We start from the raw sequence: 18,432 nt of genomic DNA on the forward strand, positions 1-18,432 counted from the left end.
CTCCTACAGTCATAGATGCGGCTTTGCGACGCCGACCACATACGGTGTTCCGCGCAGCGTGAGAAACACCTGGTGTGGACCGACCTCCATCCCGGACAGCGGCGCCGACTTCGCCTGGCCGGCAGGCAAACTCGAGCGGTAATCCACTACGTGGATCACGTGCATGGCGTAGTTCGGGTAGCCGCCGAAGCTGTTCGCCTCGAGCGTCACCAATTGCCGGTCGGTTGCCGCGTAGATCCGGGTGTCGTCGGTTCCCAGGTAGCGGATCGGCGACGACGGCAGTTCCGCACGTCCGACCACTTCCAATCCTTCGCCGCCGCGGCGGGAGTCGATGGAGTAGAGCGTTGCGTGGTCGTGGTCGGCGACATAGGTGCGGGTCACCTTGGTGTTGTTACCCGCCGATGCGGCGACGTCTATCGCGAACGCGCCGCGTTCTCTCGGTGGCGAGGAGGGGCCTTTGTAGTATCGGATTCCCGACGGCGCGTACACGTGGTAGTCGATTTCGCGTCCTCGCGTGGAACCGTCGATGGAATCCGCGCGATCGCCGGTGATCGTGGCAGCCGGCAGTTTGCGGTAGCCGTATTGATCCACCGGTGTCACGGTCGTTCCATCAGCGGATAACGCGAGCAATATCCGCATGCCGGCGTCTTCGGAGAGGTAGTCGGGAGCCGGACCGGCATCGAACTGGCCGACGGACTGCAAGCTGCCGATGTCGACGATGCCCACGACGCCACGCTGCGGTTGCGGCACGAAGACATTGCGGTCGTCCATCTGGCTGATCTGGAGGTTGCGGCCGGCGCCGAGCGGGCCCGACAGCGTGGTTCGTGCGGTCTCCGGTTTTTCGGCGCCGCTGACCTTCGCCAGCCGATGGTCATCGGTGAGCCCGAGCAGAGTGTGCGTGCCGTATGACCACACCGGACTGTGCAGCGCCGCGTCGACATGCACCAGCGTTACTTCCGGTGAGCTCTCCGGCTGTTGAGGCGACGAACACCCTGCGACAGCGAGCGCGCCAGCGGCAGCCGCCGAACACCAGCGCCAGAATGCGGTGGCCACGTTCGATGCAGTACCCCAAGACGCGGGTGCTTACACCTGTTTCGGCCCTCGCCGGAGGGGTATGCCCGCAACCATGACGAGGCTGGGCTACCTCCTCACCAGCGAGGAATTCCATCCGAACGAATTGGTCCGCCAAGCCGTTCGAGCTGAGGCCGCCGGCTTCGAGCGGCTTTGGATCTCCGACCATTACCATCCATGGACCGAACAACAGGGCCAGAGTCCGTTCGTTTGGGCAGTCATCGGCGCGCTGTCCCAGGCCTGCTCATTGCCGGTGACCACGGCTGTCACCTGTCCGATCATCCGGATCCATCCAGCGGTGATCGCCCAGGCCGCCGCGACGTGCGCCGCTCAGCACGACGGGCGGTTCGTCCTCGGGGTGGGGACCGGGGAAGCGCTCAACGAGCACATCACCGGTCAGCACTGGCCGGCGATGGCGATCCGCCGCGAAATGCTCGAAGAGGCGGTGGCCGTGATCCGAAAGCTGTTCTCCGGCAGAGAGGTCAGCCACCACGGCCGACACTTCACCGTCGAGAACGCAAGGCTCTACACGCTGCCGTCTCAACCGGTCCCGATCTATATCTCCGGCTACGGGCCGCAGGCCGCCGGCTTGGCCGGCCGGATCGGCGATGGTTTCCAGTGCACCATGCCCGATGCCGAATTGGTGTCGCAGTTCCGGGAGAACGGCGGATCCGGTAAGCCGACCCAGGCCGGCTTCAAAGTGTGCCACGCGCCGACCAAAGAGGACGGCCTGCGCACCGCGCACAGTTTGTGGGCAAACGAGCAGTTGCCCGGGCAGGTCGGCCAGACCTTACCCAGACCAGGTGATTTCGAGCAGGCATCCAGTCTGGTTCCCGAGTCTGCGGTGGCGGAGTCGGTGCCCTGCGGGCCGGATGCCAAGCCCTACGTCGAGCGGATCCGGGCATTCGCCGCCGCCGGCTTCGACGAGGTCTACATCCAGCAGATCGGTCCGGACCAGGACCGGTTCTTCGACTTCTGGGAGTCGGAGATCGCACCCGAATTCGCCGCGTGAGCCGATGAGCACTACCAAGGTCCCCGGCGCGGAGCGTTACCTGCCCGAAGACCGCAGTCTGGACTCGCTGGAAGCCGCGGCAGGCTGTTGCCACGGCTGCACGCTGTACCAGAACGCCTCCCAAACGGTTTTCGGGCATGGGCATCGGGACGCGCCGATCATGCTCGTCGGCGAACAGCCGGGGGATCGGGAGGACATCGAAGGCCTGCCGTTCGTCGGACCGGCCGGGCGGCTGCTGGCGCGAGCGCTCGACGACGCCGGCATCGATCCCGATCTGACGTATCAAACCAACGCGGTCAAGCATTTCAAGTTCACCCGCAAAAGCGGCAAACGACGGATACACCAGAAGCCCAACCGCACCGAGGTCGTCGCGTGCCGCCCCTGGCTGTTGGCCGAGATCGACTCACTGCACCCTCAGCTGATCGTGCTGCTCGGCGCGACCGCTGCCCAGGCATTGCTGGGCAGCGCCTTTCGCCTCTCGGCACACCGCGGCGAGCTCATCGACCTGCCGCAGGATTTCGACGTGCGGTGGGACCCAGAGCCCCAACTGGCAGCCACCGTGCATCCGTCTGCGGTGCTGCGGGACCGGACCGACCGCGACAAGGCCTACGCGTCCTTCGTCGACGACCTCCGCAGTGCACGCGCCAGTCTTTCGGCCGTTTGACACCCCAACTCTCGGGTACACGTCGACAGTGACCACCGGCGTCGTCACTGCCGCCGTGGCACCCATGACCGCCAACTTCATTCTCGACCGACTTGCGGCAGTGGGGGAAGGGCGCCAAACAGAAGATGCACGAGTTCACCGAGTCGATCAAGCAGACCGTCAAAGGTGAGGACGAATGACGCAGACCGTCCCATCCCGGCCGGCGTCGGTCGACAAAGTCAACGTCGCAGGGCTGGAGAACCAGCTGCGCCGGCACGTCAGCGGTGAGGTGCGATTCGACACTGCCACCAAGGCGATGTACGCCAACGACGCATCGAACTTCCGCCAAGTGCCCATCGGTGTGGTCGTGCCCAAGACGATCGACGACGTCGTCCAGACAGTGCGGGCCTGTCACACCTACGGTGCCCCGGTGTTGTGCCGGGGCGGTGGGACGAGTCTGTCCGGTGAGACCGTGAATGTGGCTGTCGTGATCGACTTTTCGAAGTACCTCACCGAGATCCTCGACATCGATGCCGACAGCTGCGTGGCCACCGTGCAAACCGGGGTGATCAACGAGCAGCTCAATAAGGCCACTGGCGAGTACGGACTGGTTTTCGGCCCGGACCCGTCGTCGCACTCGAGATGCACATTGGGCGGCAATATCGGTAACAACTCTTGCGGTGTGCACTCGATCCAGTCGCATCTTTACGGACCCGGACCGCGCACATCCGATAACACGCAGTCATTGGATGTCGTCACCTATGACGGCGCGCGGTTCTCAGTGGGCGTCAACGAGGAGAATGATCTTGAAGCCATTATCGCCGCCGGCGGACGCAAGGGTGAAATCTATTCCGCCCTAAGGGATTTGCGTGACGAGTATGCCGACGACATCCGCAAAGGGTATCCATCGGTGGACGAGCTGCCGCGGCGGGTGTCCGGATACAACCTCGACGAGTTGCTCCCGGAGAAGGGTTTCAACGTCGCCCGCGCGCTGGTCGGGACCGAGAGCACTTGCGCGGTGGCGTTGACGGCGACGGTGATGCTGACACCGGCCATGATCCACCGCACGCTGGTGGTGATTCAATACGACTCGCTGGGCGAGGCCGGCGACGCGGTACCGGACCTGATGGCCTGGAAACCAATCGGTTTGGAGGCCGTCGACCACATGCTGGTCCACGACCAGGAACTGACCGGAACCAATGCGGCCGGCCGGGCGGCGCTGCCCCGGCCCGAATCCGGCGGCGCCTGGGCGTTCATGCAGTTTGGATCCGACGAGCCGGGCGAATCGCTGCGCCGGGCCGAGGAATTCCTCCAGTGGCTGCGGAAGAAGAAGGACTACGACGACGACCGGATCGTGCTGGCTCGCAGCAAGCAGGACGGCGGTAACAGCGACGAGTTGTGGTCGATCCGCGAGGCCGGGCTGGGGTCGACCGCCTTCCCCGCTGACAGTGGCGACCATTGGCCAGGCTGGGAAGACTCGGCTGTGCCGCCGGTGCGAGTTGGCGACTACCTGCGGGATCTGCAGCAGCTCTACGCCGACCACGGTCTGCGTGGTGCCATGTATGGCCACCTGGGCGAAGGCTGCATCCATTCCCGGATCAATTTCGACCTGCGCCACCGCGACGGGTTGGCCAACTACCGGCACTTCATGGAGGCGGCCGGCGACTTGGTGGCGCGCTACGGTGGTTCGATGTCCGGCGAGCACGGCGACGGGCAGCAGCGCGCCGAACTGCTCGGCAAGCAGTACGGTCCACGGTTGCTTGAAGCGATGCGCAAGTTCAAGCTGATCTGGGATCCGGAGTGGAAGATGAACCCGGGCAAGGTCATCGACCCATATCGCTTCGACGAGAATCTCAAGCTGGGCACCGACTACAACCCACTGCGGCCGAAGGTGAAGTTCGCCTACCCGGACGACGGCGGGGATTTCTCGCACGCGGCGTTGCGCTGCGTCGGTGTCGGCAAATGCCGGGTGCCCGAGGCGACGAGCACGATGTGCCCGAGCTATCAGGTGACCAGGGAGGAGAAGCACTCCACTCGTGGGCGTGCGCGACTGCTGTTCGAAATGTTGCGCGGTGAAGTGATCACCGACGGCTGGCAGTCAACCGACGTGGCCGATGCGCTGGATCTGTGCCTGGCGTGCAAGGGCTGCACCAGCGACTGCCCGGTCGACGTGGATATCCCGACCTACAAAGCGGAATTCTTGTATCACCATTTCAAGTCGGCGCGCCGGTGGCGGCCGCGCTATGCCTATGCGTTCGGGTTCATCGACCAGGCGGCACGGTTGGCCAGCGCGGTACCCGAGCTGGCAAACTTCGCCACCCAGACGCCGGTGCTGTCACGAATCGCTAAAGCGGTAGGTGGGATCGACCGGCACCGGCCGCTTCCGACGTTTGCGCCGATGACACTGCAACAGTGGTTTTCGGGGCGCCCGGTGGTCAATGCCGGCGGGCCGCGGGTCATCCTGTTTCCGGATACGTTCAACAATCGGCTGCACACCGATGTCGGGGTGGCCTGCGTGGAGGCGATCGAGGCGGCCGGCTGGCAGGTGGTGATGCCGACCAAGCACATCTGTTGTGGCCGACCGCTGTACGACTACGGCTTCCTGGATGTAGCCGAGCGCTACCTGCAGGATGTGCTGTCGCAGTTACGTGACGAGATCCGGGCCGGCACACCGATCGTGGGGATGGAGCCCAGCTGCCTCGCCGTGTTCAAAGACGAGCTGCCCAAGCTGTTGCCGCATGACGACGACGCAGACCGCCTGGTACGCAACAGCTATCATTTTGCCGAGTTCTTCACGAAGTTCGACGTCGAGCTTCCGAAGCGGTCCGGTGCGCGGGCGCTGCTGTGGGGGCACTGCCACCAGCGAGCAACCGGCGGAGTCGATGCGGATCAGCAGGTGTTGGCGAAGATGGGTCTCGACGTGCAATCAGTAACCGGCGGCTGCTGCGGATTGGCCGGTTCCTGGGGATTTGAGCAAGGCAAGTACCAACTTTCGATGGACTGCGGCGAGCAAGCACTGCTGCCGAAGATTCGCGATAACCCCGACGCGCTGGTGGTGGCCGACGGATTCTCCTGCCAGACGCAGATCAGCGATGCGGGCGCGGCGACGCCGCTGCACCTGGCGCAGGTCATGGTCGGCGGTCGGCCGACGCGTCCGGAGCCCTCGACACGGGTTCGAGCGGTCCGGGTGGCTGGTCCACTGGCCGCGATCGCGGTAGTGGGTGCCGGTGTGTCCTGGGCGCTGGCATCCGCGCTCCGGAAGCGTTGAGTCGCTACGGCACGTCGTCGTCGTCTTCGTCTGCGCGGAGCAGTCTTTCGGGGTGGTGGTAGGTGTTTGTCCTTGGTTGGCCGTGGTCGAGGTGTGGGGGTGGGATCCATTCGGTGTCGCCGTGGGCGTTTTTGCGGGTGGTCCAGCCTTGTTCGGTCAGGCGGTGATCGCCGCCGCAGGCGAGGGCGAGGTCGTTGACGTCGGTGGTGTGGCATTGGGCCCAGGGGGTGCAGTGGTGGGCTTCGCAGTAGTAGCCGGGCACGGTGCAGTTGGGGCGTGTACAGCCGCGGTCTTTGGCGTAGAGCACGATGCGTTGGCCCGGTGAGGCCAGGCGTTTGGTGTGGTAGAGCCCGATGGCTTTGCCCTTGTCGAAAATGGCCAGGTAGTGGTGAGCGTGGGAGGCCATCCGGATCACATCGGTCATGGGTAGCAGGGTGCCGCCACCGGTGAGGGCTTTGCCGGCGCCGGATTCGAGCTCTTTGAGTGTGGTGGACACGATGATGGTGGCGGGTAGTCCGTTGTGCTGGCCCAATTCACCGGATGCCAAAAGCGCGCGAATCGCGGCGTTGAGGCCGTCATGGTTTCGTTGGGCGAGTGACCGGCTGTCACGCTGCAGCGCTTGCTCGGAGGGCTTTGCGTCGATGGCCGGTGCGGGGTCCTCCGGGTTGCACATGCCGGGGGCGGCCAGTTTGGCCCAGACTGCTTCGATGCCGGCCCGCAACTCTGGAGTCACCCAGCCGGTCAGCTGCGACATCCCGTCGGCGTGTTGATTACTCAGAGCCAGGCCGCGCCGCCGGGCGCGATCATTGTCGGTGAAATCGCCGTCGGGGTTGAGGCAGTCGGTGAGTCGGTCGGCCAGCTTGTGCAAGTCGTCGGGGCGATGTTCGCCGGCCAGCTGCGCCAGGTGGGCTTCGGCTTCGATCCGGGTCTCCACATCCACGGCGTCGGGCAGCCGGTGAAAAAAGCTGCGGATCACCGCCACGTGCCCGGACCCGATGGTCCCGGTGCGCTGGGCGGCAGCGGTGGCGGGCAACACCGGCTCTAACGGTTCGCCGCTCAACGCCCGGCGTGGGCCCAGATCCGCGGCCTCACCGATGCGGCGGGCGGCGTCGGCGCGGGTGATCCGCAACCGCTCCGCTAGCGCACATGACAGCTTGCCGCCCAACTCGGCCTCACCGGCCTGCTCGGCGAGCTGGTTGATCATCGGGTGCTCGATGGCGGGCAGCTGGCGGCGCAGCATTTCGCAGCACTCCAGCAGCGCCAGATGTTCGGGGGTGGTCAACACGTCGAACGACAGATCCAGGGCGCGCTTCATGTCGGTCTTGAGCACATCGAAGACCTCGGTGATCTCTTCTCGACTGCTAGAACGCATGTTCGAATCGTATCGCCGCCCACCGACACGATTCCAGGAGATGAGGCCACTGAAACGGATGTGGCAGAAGTGTTTTCAGTGAAGCTGGCGCTGACCCCACCTCGACGCGGCCAGCAAGCTAGCCGTCAGCCCGGCGCCGAGCAACGACCGTCGATGCCGGGTGGCCCAGAATTGAGCACTGTGGCCGTGGGCCTGGTCGTCGAACACACCATGCGCGCCGTAATCCTTGCCCTCCGGCCCATCGACGGGCTCCCAGAGATTAACCGGCTGATCAGGCCCGACTTTCTGATCGGTTTGTTGCGAGTCGTATCCGGTCCGGGCCAGATAGCGGTCGAGCAGCGCAGGCGCGAACCGTTGCCCGATGATCGTTCCGACCGTGCTCGCCCCGACCCAGTACTGCTTGCGGCGGGGATGGTCGAGCGCATGCAGGACGCCGCGCGCGGCGACTTCTGGCTGGTATATCGGCGGCACCGGCTGCGGGTGCCGATCCAAACGCGAAAGCACCCAGGAGAACTGCGGGGTGTTGACCGCGGGCATCTGGACCACGGTGATCCGCACCTTGCTCTTCTCATGCATCAATTCGGTTCGTAGCGATTCGGTAAAGCCGTTGATGGCATGTTTGGCGCCGCAGTACGCCGACTGAAGCGGAATTGCGCGCGCGCCCAGTGCCGATCCCACTTGCACGATGACTCCGGAATTTCGCGGACGCATTCGTTTCAACGCAACCATGGTGCCGTACACGAAGCCGAGGTAGCTGATCTCGGTGACCCGGCGGAATTCCTCCGGTTTGATCTCGGCGAACGGCGCGAAGACCGAGCTGAATGCGACATTGATCCAGGCGTCGATGGGGCCGAACCGTTCCTCGACGCGTTGCGCGGCCTGTTCCACGGCGTCGTAGTCCGACACGTCGGTCGAGATCGCCAGCGCCTCACCGCCTGCCGCGCGCACGTCGGATGCCGCGCCGTCCAGCCCGGCCTCGCCCCGTGCCAGCAGTCCGATGCGTGCTCCTCGCTTCGCGAGCAGTTGCACAGTCGCTCGGCCGATACCGGCGCTCGCGCCGGTCACCACGACGACGGGTGAGTCTTTGATTCCCATGGTCTTACGCTGTTCCGATCGTGTAGGGCGGCGGACGAATGGTCTTCACAAGCACGCTTACCCCGGCCCGGGACCGGTAAACCAACTAAGGTCGTACTGCAATGACCGAGTTGAGCACGATGCAGATGGCGTGTGCGGAACGCGAAGAATTCGCCGACCTGCTCGCGGGACTATCGCCGGCGCAATGGGAGCAACCCAGCTTGTGCGCTAAATGGCGGGTCCGTGAGGTCGTTGCCCACGTGCTCAGCTATGACGAGCTGAATCGCTGGGAGTTGTTGCGGCGCTTCGTCAAAGGCGGTCTGCTGGTCAACCGCGTCAACGCGATCGGCGTCGCTGAGTATGCGCCCCGCTCGCCCGAGCAGCTCACCGAATTGATGCGCGCCTGCATCCCGCCGCGGGGTTTCACATCGATGTTCGATGGCATGGTCGCGCTCGTCGACGGCATGATCCACCAGCAGGACATCCGCCGGCCACTCGGAATCGCGCGCGCCATCGACCCCAAGCGGATGCAAGCCGTGCTGAACTACGCCTTGCGCGCTCCCGCTACTCGTGGTGTGTGGCGGGCTCGAGGAATCCGGCTGGCTGCCACCGACCTGGACTGGTCGCACGGCAGCGGAGCTGAGGTAGAAGGCCCGGGCGAAGCTCTGCTGATGGCGATGGCCGCACGCCCGGACGCCCTCAATCAACTAGCCGGATCAGGGAAACAGCTGCTCGCTCAGCGCATACGTCGCTGACCCGCCACGTGGCTTACCAGTCGGAGGACTCGCCAGTCGAGTTCGCCAGCGCCGTGTCCACGCTCTCGTCGACGGCTATCAGGTCGCCAAGCCCGCAGGCGGCGACCAGTCGCGCGACGACTGGCTGGTTGCTGACCAGGCGGATATCGACGCCACGCTGCCGGTTGCGCTCTGCTTCCTCGGCCAGCACTGCGAACGCGCAGCAGCCCATGAAGTCCAGGCCGCTGGTGTCGACCACGAGAGCACCCGGGGAACTGGCAGCGGCCGCCGCCTCGCTCAGCAGGTGTCGCCAGGTGTCTTCGTTGGAGGCGTCGACTTCGCCTCCGGCATGGACAATGACCGCGGATCCGCTTCGTTCGCTGGTGGTCCGCAGTGTGCTTCGTGCGCCAGCCAGTTCCGAGACCAGACGGCTGCTCAACATCACATGACTGGACGATGCTTCTGCCGTGGCAAAACTCATGGTGAACTCCTCAAATCGGCGCTTCGCGCCGCGAAGGATGCCCGCCCTACGTGCCTGAAGACAGACCTCGTATTTTCTAGATTTCATTTTTATAACAGAGATTGCTCGGCATGTCTATGTGGAGTTGCTAAGAATGGGCTGGATCCGACCGGAATGACCCGACGTTCCGCAAATGGGGATGACTGTCCGGGTTTCCGGACGGAGCTGGCCAGCCGCACGCGATGTAAATGTCGATTACAGCTGTTATCAACAGCTCTCATCCGACAGCGGCCCCGCGGGGCGCGGGGGCAGCATCGAGCGCCAACAGCCTGTTGCGGCTTGATAGCAAACTCTGCGCTGGCGAGTTCAGGTGCCTGCTGCGGAGTAGCTGTCGGCGGCGCTCAGCATCGGGCGCGACGTTTGCCAACTAACCGAGCGAAACCGTCGCCTCAGGCCGCCGTCGGGTCCGATTCTCGAGGGTTTTCGGCCTCGAATTCGGCGATTGCCCGGGCAGTGCGTTTGCGGAGCAGAATCGCGGCAATGCCGCCAACCACAACCGCGACGACCAGAGCGATCCAGGAGAATCGCTGCAGCCAGCGCTCGGCTGCGACTCCGGCGTAGTAAATCAGGGCGGTGGTACCGCCTGCCCAGCACACGGCACCGGAAACATTGGCGACGAGAAACCGTGGATAGGGCATTTTCAAAGCGCCGGCGAGCGGGCCGGCGAAGATTCGCAATAACGCGACGAACCGGCCGAAGAAGACCGCATGCGAACCCCATCGGGTGAATATCCGTTCGGCCAGGTCGACGTGTCCGGGGCCGAAGTGGTGTGGAAACCGCCGGCCCAGCCAATCGAACAGCGGCATGCCGAACCGCCGGCCGATCGAATAGCCGATCGTGTCGCCGATCACCGCTCCGATCACCGCAGCCGCCCCGACGCCGATTGGGCTGACGGCCAATTCGTGGCGTGACGACATCAGCGCCGCGGTGACGAGCACGATCTCGCCGGGAAGCGGAATCCCGAGGCTCTCGATCCCAACCACGGCGCCGACGATCAGGTACACCGTCAGCGGCGGGATCGAGTGCAGCAGGACATCCACCGTCATGCGATAAGGATGCCTGACCGGGGTGGTCAGCGGGCGCGACGCGCTGTGACGTCATCGAGGTATGGACGTTTGGGTAGCCGCCTGTCGCCGGTAGAGCGGCCGCACAGGTGGCGCCAAAGCCAGGGCAGGAGCAAGTTCTGTGCCCATCGCAGTTGCGCACCGGCGCGCGCCGAAAGCGACGAGCGCACCGCCACGCCATCGGAGCGCGCCCAATCATGATTGCTCGACGGCAGATTCAAGGCCTCCGCCGCGGCGGCCGCAACAAAATATGTCCCTTGGTGGAGGCGTGAATGCGGTCCGCGCTCCAGGTGTCGAGGTCGTGCATGGACGGGGCGGTGTACAGATCGACGAGCCCGAATCCATAGCTTTGGGCAGCGCTGCGGATGACGTCGTTGATCCGGACCACTCGTGCGGCAAGCAGACGGCCGACCGGCACGAGTTTGGCGACAGCGGGAAGGTCGTCGTCAGCACGGTTGCTCCCGACTCGGCCAGCCGCGTATACAACAGGCCCAGGTCGGCGCGGGCGGTAGTTGGTCGTGCAGCACGTCACGGATCCGCCTACCCCGCACCGCCAGATTGGCGTATTGCAATCCGGGATACATAGCGTCGAGCCGGCAGGCCAGCCGGTCGGCGAACCCGCTCAGGCCAACGGTGTCGTCGCCGTCCCACAACCCCTCGGTCTGGCTGTCGCCGATAGCCACGTACCGGCGGTAAACGATGCCCGACATGGCCGCGAGACTAGCCGCCGGGAATTCAGGCCTCAGGCAAGACGAAACGCTCGACGGCCTTGGCGAAGCCGTCGTTGTCGTTGCTGTCGGTGACCTCGTCGGCGGCCTTCTTCACCTTCTCGTCGCCGTTTCCCATCGCGATGGTCAGCCCGGAGTGCTCAAACATCAGAATGTCATTGGGCATGTCGCCGATCGTCGCGATCTGTTCCGGCGCGAGTTTGTACTGGGCCGCAAGGTATTTGGCGACGGATCCCTTGTTGGCCTCGGGATGGGTGACGTCGAGATAGTACGGCTGCGACGGTGACGCCGCGACGTGGTCCCCGAAGCGGTCACTGACCGCCTTGGTGGCCGCAGTGACCGCGTCGTGGTCGTCGCTGACCCCGACGATCTTGGCGACCGACTCGGTGTGGTCCTTCGGGTCTTTCATCACCTTCGGCGTGAACTGGACCGTGTTGGACTCGCGATCCACGTGTGAGCCGTCCGGGTCGGGGACATACCAATCCGCACCCTGGTAGATCCACACGTCGAGGTCGAACGAACTGATCACCTCCGTGATCGGTACCACGAGGTCGTCGGGGAGAACCTTCTGTTCGATGACGCTCATGTCCCGCTTGACGAAGATGCCGCCGTTGAAGCCGGCGATCGGCGTTTTCAGATCAAGCGGATCGATCAGCATGGCCATCCCCTTGGGCGGTCGCCCGCTGGTGACGGCAAACAACACGTCGGCGTCGTGTAGCTTGCGCACCGCGTCCACGGCCGCGTCGGTGAGTTGCTTCTGTTGATCTACTAGCGTGCCGTCTACATCAGCGAGCAGCAGACGGATCCGGTCAGTCGCCACGCGTCCCCATGATAGTCAGGATCGGCGTTATCGCAGGTACCGTCTCTGACATGCCGAAGAAGGCGAAGCGGACCGCCGATTCACTTGCGCCGCAGTATCCGATCGAGTCGGTCGACAACGCGCTCAAACTATTGCTGCTATTGGGGGATCAACCCCAGATCCGGCTGACGGACGCGACCCGGTATCTGGGAGTGGCATCCTCGACCGCACACCGACTGCTGGCGATGTTGACCTACCGCGGATTTGTGCGCCAGGACCCCGTGTCGAAGGCGTACCTGCCGGGTCCGGCGCTGACCGGAGTGGCATTCGCGATCTTCGGCCGCATCGACATCGCCGGAACCGCCATGCCGATCATGCGCGGGCTCAGCGAACGACTGCGCGAGACAATTCATATCGGGATGCTCGACGGTGCAGTGGTGCGCTTCGTCGCCGCGGTCGAGGGGCCGACGGCGGTGCGGGTGGCCTCCCGCTTGGGTCGCACCATGCCGGCGCACTGCACGTCGACCGGCAAGGCCATGCTGGCCCAGCTGTCACAACCGGAATTGCATCAACTGCTGCCCGACGAGAACTTAGAGCGGATTACCCAGCGGTCGATCGCCACGCGCACGGCGCTGGAAGCCGAGCTGTCCCGGATCCGCGATCAGGGCTACGCCGTCAACCGGGAGGAGAGCGAGGAAGGTGTTGCCTCGGTGGCGGTGGTGATACCGACCCGGGCGCCGGGTTTGCGGCTCGCGCTCAATGCCGCAGCACCGCAGCATCGGCTGAGTAGGCCGCAGTATTCGTCGGTGGCTACCGACCTTGCCAAGGCGGCCAAGGAGATTGGCGAGCAACTCTGATCGGTCGACAGGGCGGTTACCCGAGTCGCGCGACTTCGTGCCGCCAGGCCGCGTCGACGGTGAAGCCGGCACCCAAGTCGGGCAGTTCGGCCCAATCCCGTTGGTCGATGTCGTGCACAGTGCCGCCGGCGGAGCGCACGCGTAACGCCATCCGGGCCAGGGCGTCGACGCTGATCGCCTGCAGCACTGCCTGCTGCACGCTGGCGGCGGCGCTGGTGATCCCGTGGCCGCGGCAGATCACCACCGGCCGGCCGCGCATCGCAGCGACCATTTCCTTGCCCAACTGAGGGTTTCGGATCAGCACCGCCCGTTCGTAGACGGGCACACCACCGCGGGCGAGCCATGCGCCGGCAATGTCGTATGCACCCCAGATCGGCCGGAGCACGATGCCGGCCAGATCGGCGGCGACGACGGCGGGCGGATGCAGATGGGCAACCGCCCGATGCCCCTCGTCGGCTTGCAGGGTTTCGATGTGAATCGGAAGCTCGTTGGGCACTCGGTAACCGTCGAGTTCGGCTGCGGCGCCGGCGCTGCCGTCGAAACGGATCAGCCGAATATCCTCCGGCCGGGTGAACGCCACCCCGGTATCGGTGTCACTGCGGCAGCGGATCAGCAGGTGCTCGTCGTCGATGCGCAGGCTGAGATGGCCGAGGATGCCGTCGACCAAGCCGCGCGCTGCGGCCACCCGGCAGGCCTGTGCCACCAGCGCGCGTTGGTCGTCGAGCGTCACGATGCCCCCAGGCCCGATCCGCCGTCCGGATGGGCGGTGTCGCCGGTGATGCCGCGCGAGCGGTCGGAGGCCAGGAATACGAAACTCCAAGCGTGGTCGCGGCCGGAGAGCGCGACGTTCAGCGGTGTACGCGCGGCTAGATCGTCGGCCCGGCAGGGTGTGTCGTCGAGGCGGACATCTTGTAGCCCGAGGCTGGCCGCTCCGCGCAGGTCGGTGTGCAGCGTGCCCCCCGGCGCGACGCCGTTGACCCGGATGTCCGGCGCCAGTTCGTGGGCGAGCGTGCTGACCAACCCACGCACCGCGAATTTCGACGACACGTACAGCACTCCGCCGCGGCCGGGATAGAACGACGATGCGGATTCGGCGAGCACGATCGACGCCCCGGCGCCGGCTTTCAGCGCCGGCACGGCGGCCTTGACCGATTGCAGGTGGCTGAGCACGTTGGTCCGGAAGATTTCGTCGAACGCGGCGGGTAAATCGTCGGCGTCGAGGTCCAGGATTCCCCGGTAGAAGTCGAAAATTCCCACACAGTTGACCAGGGCGTCGAGACCGCCGAACGCGTCGACCGTGGCGGCGACCGCGCGTTCGTTGGCGGCACGCTCGATCGCGTCGCCCTGGACCACCGGCACCTCCGGGCACTCCTGGCGCAGGGCCTCACACTTGGCGTGATCGCGTTCCAGCACAGCGACTTTGGCGCCCTCGGCACGGAAAGCGTCGACGACGGCTCGTCCGATGCCCGATCCGGCGCCGACGACCAGGGCACGTTTGCCGTCCAGCCAGCCCGTCATGGTGCCGGCCCGTCGTCCGGAAGCAGCGGTCCATGCGTCGTGCCGACCATTGCCTCCAACGTGCGGGTGTTCTGGCGGGTCAGGGCTTCCAGCTCGAGTGCATCCAGGCTGATCGACTGCCCGGATTTTGGCGCGGTAATCAACAGCCGCGACCCGTTGCGCGTATCGACCCGACGCACCTGCACTTCGGTGAATTCGTTTGCGATGGTGAGGGGTTCATCGGTCATAGAAAGACCGCCAGATTCTGCATCCGCAACACCGACTCGTCGACCATGATGGTGCGCCGCGCCAGTTTCCAGTGCTCGCCGTCGCGGCGCAGTACGTCCGTGCGACCGCAGGACACCAGCGCCGCTTCGTTGGCATCACCGCGGCTGCGGAACAGCAACTCGGCGGATTCGACGACCACATGATCATCATCTTCGCAGGCGAACGTGCGAACGTTGGTGATGTAGTGCCGCAGCCGTGACGGCGGATCCTCGGTCCAGGCGTGCTCGGTGCGTAACCGTGCCACCCGTCGGCTCAGTGAGTATTTGTCCTCGTCGAAGTGCGCCATGCCGGGCGAGGTGTCGAATCCGGCGCCCAGCGCGGTGGTTACCCGCACCGGCATCAGGTAGACAATGTCGTCGGCCAAGGTGTCCAGCCACGCCTCGTACTGCTGTGCGTCGAGCAGGTAGGCTTCGTCAACCAGGAACTGGTGTGCCTGCAGGTGCCGAAGATCGTTGAACGGCAACGGGTGTCGGGCAGTCATACCGTCTCCAGGTGATCGGCCCACAGCTGCAGTAGCGCACGCTGGTTGTTCTCGTTGTAGCCGACTTGGGCGCGGCCCGGCCCGTGAAACGCAGTGGCGGGCAGCGTCTCGACCACGGGGCCGTCATCGGAGAGCAGACCCATCCGGCTGTTCAGCAGCAGCCGGCGCGCCATCGTGCCGCCCGCAGTGGTGGTCAGCGACACCCAGTTCTCCACGTCGTCCTGTTCGAACATGCCCGACGACCCGAAGCACATCAGGTAGGCCTTGTAGGAATTCTTTTTGTACTCCGGCGGCGCGGCCGAGTCCACCGCGAACCATGAGTACACCTCGGTTTGGTTCGCGCTGATCGGCTGCCAGAGCCGAATCGAGATGAACGGCAATACCGCTTCGCCATCTGCGACTTTGGGCCAGTTGTGCACCAGACTCAGGTTGGGAAAACACGAAGCGGCCGAGATCATGAACCCGTCCTCGCCGACGATCTGCTGTTGGCGCGACGACCACACGTCCTTGATCCGGCCGATCATCTCGTCGGGGTATCCGACGTAGCGCATCCGTTCGTCGAAAGCGCCCGGCGGGAGTTTGTAGGTGGTGCCACCGCCCCGGCCGGCCCAGTAGGTGGCGCCGTCCTTGCGTTTTTGAGCTTTGGGCTCACGGAACAGTCCAATCTCGACGATCGAAGCATGGGTCTGCGGGGTGTGATACATGTCGCCGGCGAAATTCTCTGCCCCGATCTTCCAGTTCGCATTGATCCGCCAGCGTTGCGGGCCCCGCACTTCCAGGCCGTGGCGGCTCTGCTTGGTGTAGAAGTCCAAGTAGAACCGGAAGTCACCCAGGAAGTCCTCCAGCGGTTCGGCGCCCGGATCCAGATTGAGGAAGATCAAACCGTTGTAGCTCGCCAGATTCGGTGCAGGTAACAGGGTTTGACCTCTCTTGGTGAACCCGTCGTCGCCGCCGTAGGCCTCGCGGTGGAACGGCAGACCGGTGAGCCGGCCGTCGTTGCGGTAGACCCAACCGTGGTACGGGCAACGGAAATTGGAAGCATTGCCCATCTCGGCGCGACATACTTGCATCCCGCGGTGTAAGCACATGTTGAACATCGCTCGGATCACGCCATCGGAACCGCGGGTGATGATGAATGAGTCACCCAGCACCCGCCGTACCACGTAGTCGCCGTCGTGGGGGATCTCCGACTCGTGGCCGACGAACAGCCAGGTGCGGCTGAATATCCGGTCCTGCTCCAAAACGAAAATGTCGTCGTCGTTGTAGATGTGGGCGGGGATCATCCCGCGTCGAACGTTGTCGAAGACGTGGCTGTAGTCGGTCACCGGCCAACTCCCGTCGATGATCTGCTATGCAGAGAGCACTTCCGCTATTTAGAGAATGCCCGAACCATCGGGGACGGTCAACGGAGCGCTGGCTGTGCGCTGGGAGCGTGAACAATCTCACAAGAATCCGAAGATGCGGTTATGGAAATCGTGCACGCTGGGCATATCAAGCTATAGTCCGTGACAAAGCGAGGATGTATACCGTAAATGAGGAAAGGCAGAGGTTTATGGTTCAGCGGTCGAAGTGGGGCACCCGAACGCTGTCTTTCATCGGGCGGCAGGACCGGCTGGATCGCCCCAGTTACCGGTTTGAGCACACGCTCGGCCTTGTCTACAACGCGCTGGGCGGCGCCCGGGACCGCGTTTCCAACGCGCTGAACGGCGCGTGGCTCGGGCATCCGGTTCATCCGCCATTGGCGTCGCTGACCAGCGGAGCGCTCGGGACGACGGTGGCGCTGGATGCGTTGAGCGTGCTGCCGGGCCGACCGGCGTCCGAACTGGTCGACGCATCGCGGTTTGCGCGACGCGCGCTTGGTCTGGGGATTCTGGCGAACATCGCCTCGGCGGTCACCGGCGTCACCGACTGGCAGCACACCCACGAGGAAGACCGCCGCGTCGGAGTCGTGCACGGTCTGCTGAACGTCCTCGCGACTGCGCTGTACGTGAAGTCGTGGTCGGATCGCCGACGCGGCCGCCACCTGCGCGGAATCGCGATCAGCGCAGTGGGTTACGGCATCACCGTGGGCAGCAGCTACCTGGGCGGCGCCTTGGTGTTCGAGTCCGGAATCGGCATCGATCAATCCGGCCAGCGGTTGCGCACCCGCGACTGGACGCCGGTGCTGCCGGCGACGTCGCTGCAGAACGGCAAGCCGCAGCGAGTCGAGATCGACGGGGTGGGGCTGGTCGTGTGCCGGACGGGTGACGACGAGGTGTCCGCCTTCGGTGAGTTCTGCCCGCACCTCGCTGCGCCGATGGCCGACGGTTGGGTAGATCGCGGGCGAATCGTATGTCCCTGGCACGGTTCGCGATTCGACGTCGACTCGGGGGAGGTGCTGCGCGGCCCGGCGGCGGCGCCGCTGCCCCGCTATCAGGCGCGGATCACCGACGGAATGATCGAGTTGCGCGGCGACGGGCACCATCCTCAGGGCGCGTCGAGCCTCGAGGCGGGAAGGGGAGTGGCCAAATGAACGCCTACACGGTGCTGCAGGACCACCACAAAGTACTCAAAGGTCTGGGAGCCAAGGTCAGTGCGGCGCCGGCAGGCACCGCGGAACGGCAGGCCATTCTCGACGAGATGCTGGTGGAATTGGATATCCACTTCCGTATCGAGGACGACATCTATTACCCGGCCCTCGCGGCGGCCAGCAGGTTGATCGCGATCGCGCACGCCGAACACCGCCAAGTCACCGACCAGCTCGCCGTATTGCTGCGCACGCCGCCGACTGCGCCCACCTACGAACTGGAATGGGAAACGTTCAAAACGGTCCTAGAGGCGCACGCCGACGAAGAGGAACGCGACATGATCCCGGTTCCCGCATCGGTACACATCACCGACGAAGAACTCGAGGCGCTGGGCCGCAAGATGGCATCCCGCATCGAGCAGCTGCGGGGCTCCACTCTGGAAAAATTGCGGGTGAAGGGCAAAGCGGCGCTGCTTCGCGCGATGTAGTCCCGCGCGGGACAGCCGGGCGGTACTAGT

General features: G+C 64.9%; 18 protein-coding genes and 1 pseudogene. 7 read left to right on the forward strand and 12 right to left on the reverse strand.

Annotated elements, in window-relative coordinates; translation table 11 throughout:
• Positions 1–9: 9 nt before the first annotated feature.
• A complete protein-coding gene (locus AC5Y42_RS08505; RefSeq protein ID WP_499897278.1) occupies positions 10–1,053 on the reverse strand; it encodes a hypothetical protein in 1,044 nt (347 codons plus the stop codon).
• A 73-nt stretch (positions 1,054–1,126) separates the two neighbouring features.
• Here AC5Y42_RS08505 and AC5Y42_RS08510 point away from each other — a divergent pair, with 73 nt between their 5' ends.
• From AC5Y42_RS08510 to AC5Y42_RS08520, 3 genes are all read left to right on the forward strand, one after another.
• Positions 1,127–2,083, forward strand: coding sequence for a TIGR03557 family F420-dependent LLM class oxidoreductase (locus AC5Y42_RS08510; RefSeq protein ID WP_499897280.1), 957 nt, complete (start codon positions 1,127–1,129; stop codon positions 2,081–2,083).
• A gap of 4 nt (positions 2,084–2,087) precedes the next feature.
• Positions 2,088–2,747, forward strand: a complete 660-nt coding sequence (locus tag AC5Y42_RS08515) for a UdgX family uracil-DNA binding protein (RefSeq protein WP_499897281.1) — start codon at positions 2,088–2,090, stop codon at positions 2,745–2,747.
• Positions 2,748–2,922: 175 nt separating this feature from the next.
• Complete coding sequence (locus AC5Y42_RS08520) at positions 2,923–5,994, forward strand: FAD-binding and (Fe-S)-binding domain-containing protein (RefSeq protein WP_499897283.1); 3,072 nt, start codon at positions 2,923–2,925, stop codon at positions 5,992–5,994.
• A gap of 4 nt (positions 5,995–5,998) precedes the next feature.
• Here AC5Y42_RS08520 and AC5Y42_RS08525 read toward each other — a convergent pair whose 3' ends face one another.
• Both AC5Y42_RS08525 and AC5Y42_RS08530 read right to left on the reverse strand, forming a co-directional pair.
• Positions 5,999–7,366, reverse strand: coding sequence for an HNH endonuclease signature motif containing protein (locus AC5Y42_RS08525; protein WP_499897284.1), 1,368 nt, complete (start codon positions 7,364–7,366; stop codon positions 5,999–6,001).
• Between the two features lie 75 nt (positions 7,367–7,441).
• The gene (locus tag AC5Y42_RS08530; RefSeq protein WP_499897286.1) at positions 7,442–8,461 is read right to left on the reverse strand and encodes an SDR family oxidoreductase; all 1,020 of its coding nucleotides are present in this window, start codon (positions 8,459–8,461) and stop codon (positions 7,442–7,444) included.
• Positions 8,462–8,580: 119 nt separating this feature from the next.
• On the opposite strand from AC5Y42_RS08530, the gene AC5Y42_RS08535 reads away from it, so the two are divergent.
• Complete coding sequence (locus AC5Y42_RS08535; RefSeq protein ID WP_499897580.1) at positions 8,581–9,195, forward strand: maleylpyruvate isomerase family mycothiol-dependent enzyme; 615 nt, start codon at positions 8,581–8,583, stop codon at positions 9,193–9,195.
• Between the two features lie 13 nt (positions 9,196–9,208).
• Here the strand turns inward: AC5Y42_RS08535 and AC5Y42_RS08540 are convergent, their stop codons facing one another.
• The 4 genes and pseudogenes from AC5Y42_RS08540 to AC5Y42_RS08555 form a co-directional block, all read right to left on the reverse strand.
• Entirely contained in the window at positions 9,209–9,655 is a 447-nt protein-coding gene (locus AC5Y42_RS08540) for an anti-sigma factor antagonist (protein WP_499897287.1), read from the reverse strand.
• A 428-nt stretch (positions 9,656–10,083) separates the two neighbouring features.
• Complete coding sequence (locus AC5Y42_RS08545; RefSeq protein WP_499897289.1) at positions 10,084–10,740, reverse strand: DedA family protein; 657 nt, start codon at positions 10,738–10,740, stop codon at positions 10,084–10,086.
• Positions 10,741–10,766: 26 nt separating this feature from the next.
• Positions 10,767–11,468: pseudogene (locus AC5Y42_RS08550) on the reverse strand (SGNH/GDSL hydrolase family protein).
• 25 nt (positions 11,469–11,493) lie between these two features.
• Positions 11,494–12,306: a Cof-type HAD-IIB family hydrolase gene (locus tag AC5Y42_RS08555; protein WP_499897290.1), complete on the reverse strand. Its 813-nt coding sequence runs from the start codon at positions 12,304–12,306 to the stop codon at positions 11,494–11,496.
• Positions 12,307–12,356: 50 nt separating this feature from the next.
• Here AC5Y42_RS08555 and AC5Y42_RS08560 point away from each other — a divergent pair, with 50 nt between their 5' ends.
• A complete protein-coding gene (locus AC5Y42_RS08560; protein WP_499897292.1) occupies positions 12,357–13,142 on the forward strand; it encodes an IclR family transcriptional regulator in 786 nt (261 codons plus the stop codon).
• A gap of 16 nt (positions 13,143–13,158) precedes the next feature.
• Here the strand turns inward: AC5Y42_RS08560 and phtC are convergent, their stop codons facing one another.
• The 5 genes from phtC to AC5Y42_RS08585 are packed head-to-tail and all read right to left on the reverse strand — an operon-like array spanning position 13,159 to position 16,691.
• Positions 13,159–13,875, reverse strand: coding sequence for a 3,4-dihydroxyphthalate decarboxylase (gene phtC / locus AC5Y42_RS08565; protein WP_499897582.1), 717 nt, complete (start codon positions 13,873–13,875; stop codon positions 13,159–13,161).
• Positions 13,869–14,660: a 3-(cis-5,6-dihydroxycyclohexa-1,3-dien-1-yl)propanoate dehydrogenase gene (gene hcaB / locus AC5Y42_RS08570; protein ID WP_499897293.1), complete on the reverse strand. Its 792-nt coding sequence runs from the start codon at positions 14,658–14,660 to the stop codon at positions 13,869–13,871. The genes phtC and hcaB overlap by 7 nt, the downstream gene beginning before the upstream one ends.
• Positions 14,657–14,887, reverse strand: a complete 231-nt coding sequence (locus tag AC5Y42_RS08575; protein ID WP_499897294.1) for a dihydrodiol dehydrogenase — start codon at positions 14,885–14,887, stop codon at positions 14,657–14,659. The genes hcaB and AC5Y42_RS08575 overlap by 4 nt, the downstream gene beginning before the upstream one ends.
• Positions 14,884–15,408 carry a 3-phenylpropionate/cinnamic acid dioxygenase subunit beta gene (locus tag AC5Y42_RS08580; protein WP_499897295.1) on the reverse strand — a complete coding sequence of 175 codons (525 nt, stop codon included), beginning with the start codon at positions 15,406–15,408 and terminating at the stop codon, positions 14,884–14,886. The genes AC5Y42_RS08575 and AC5Y42_RS08580 overlap by 4 nt, the downstream gene beginning before the upstream one ends.
• Positions 15,405–16,691 carry an aromatic ring-hydroxylating dioxygenase subunit alpha gene (locus tag AC5Y42_RS08585; protein WP_499897584.1) on the reverse strand — a complete coding sequence of 429 codons (1,287 nt, stop codon included), beginning with the start codon at positions 16,689–16,691 and terminating at the stop codon, positions 15,405–15,407. The genes AC5Y42_RS08580 and AC5Y42_RS08585 overlap by 4 nt, the downstream gene beginning before the upstream one ends.
• Before the next feature lie 269 nt (positions 16,692–16,960).
• Between AC5Y42_RS08585 and AC5Y42_RS08590 the strand changes: the two genes are divergently transcribed.
• A complete protein-coding gene (locus tag AC5Y42_RS08590; protein ID WP_499897297.1) occupies positions 16,961–17,920 on the forward strand; it encodes a Rieske (2Fe-2S) protein in 960 nt (319 codons plus the stop codon).
• Positions 17,917–18,402 (forward strand): hemerythrin domain-containing protein, encoded by a 486-nt coding sequence (locus AC5Y42_RS08595; RefSeq protein ID WP_499897298.1) that lies wholly within the window; start codon positions 17,917–17,919, stop codon positions 18,400–18,402. The genes AC5Y42_RS08590 and AC5Y42_RS08595 overlap by 4 nt, the downstream gene beginning before the upstream one ends.
• The last annotated feature ends 30 nt before the right edge of the window (positions 18,403–18,432 follow it).

The organism is Mycobacterium sp. NGS48 (genome assembly GCF_059812585.1).